A 1219-nucleotide genomic window follows, 5' to 3' on the forward strand; every position below is an offset into this window, starting at 1 on the left:
TGACCTGCTCCCCTCTAGCTTAACCGTTTTCAGCTTAGTAATGTTCATCACAGCAGAGGACGATGAACATGAAAAAGCGATTTTCAGACGAGCAGATCATCAGCATTTTGAAGGAAGCGGAAGCAGGCCTGGCGGTGAAGGAACTGTGCCGCAAGTACAACATTTCTGACGCCACCTTTTACACCTGGCGCAAGAAGTTCGGCGGCATGGAGGTCTCAGAAGCTCGCCGGTTGAAGACGGTCGAGGATGAGAATGCCAGGCTCAAGAAGCTGCTGGCTGAATCTCTTCTGGACAACGAGGCTCTGAAGGCGGCTCTCAACCGAAAGTACTGACCGTCGAGAACAAGCGCGAGGCCGTGCGGGCGATGCAGGAGCAAACGCCAATTTCCCAGCGCAGGGCCTGTTTTCTCGTCGGGTTATCCCGCGCTTCGTTTCACTATCGCTCCACCGTTGCGGCTACCGACAGTGCGCTCACCGAGCGCATTTCGGAACTGGCCCATGAACGCCGTCGGTTTGGTTATCGACGGGTTCATCAACTGTTGCGACGGGAAGGAATCGATGTGAATCATAAAAAGGTTTACCGGCTGTATCGGGAGGCTGGTCTGGCCGTCCCGAAACGCAAGCGCCGCAAAGGTATTGCCATGGAGCGTCAGCCACTGGTGCTACCGGAAGCTCCGAACCAGACGTGGTCTATGGATTTCGTCATGGATGCACTGGCGTGTGGCCGTCGGATAAAGTGCCTGACTATTGTGGATGACTTCACCAAGGAGTGCCTCGACATTCCTGTGGCCAATGGTATCTCTGGCAATCAGGTTGCCCGCACTCTGGATGCCATAGCCGCCTTCAGAGGCTATCCTCAGGCTGTCAGGACAGATCAGGGGCCGGAGTTTACCAGTAAGGCTCTGGATCAGTGGGCTTATGACAACCGGGTGGAGCTGAAGCTGATCCAGCCCGGAAAGCCGACTCAGAATGGCTTCATCGAAAGCTTCAATGGGCGCTTCCGAGACGAGTGCCTGAACGAACACTGGTTCCGGGATCTGGCCCATGCCAGAGAAGTAATCGGAAACTGGCGACGAGATTATAACGAAAATCGGCCCCATTCAGCGTTGAGCTACCAGACACCACTGGAGTTTGCCGCTGGCTATCGGACTACGGGAAAAGGGTCGAAATTAACCGACATTACTAAGCAGTGAGTGGTTCGGTGATTGGGGGCAGGTCAG

At 55.0% G+C, this 1219-nt stretch carries 1 protein-coding gene; it reads left to right on the forward strand.

The genetic code is table 11. From position 1 onward, the window contains the following. The first annotated feature begins 68 nt into the window (after nt 1-68). A protein-coding gene (locus tag MLC70_RS18405; protein ID WP_248185999.1) for an IS3 family transposase occupies nt 69-1192 on the forward strand; the annotation gives its coding sequence in 2 pieces (ribosomal slippage) (nt 69-327 and nt 327-1192; 1125 coding nt in all). Nucleotides 1193-1219 lie beyond the last annotated feature (27 nt).

Origin of the sequence: Marinobacter goseongensis (genome assembly GCF_023156235.1) — a bacterium.
Taxonomy (GTDB): Bacteria; Pseudomonadota; Gammaproteobacteria; order Pseudomonadales; family Oleiphilaceae; genus Marinobacter; species Marinobacter goseongensis.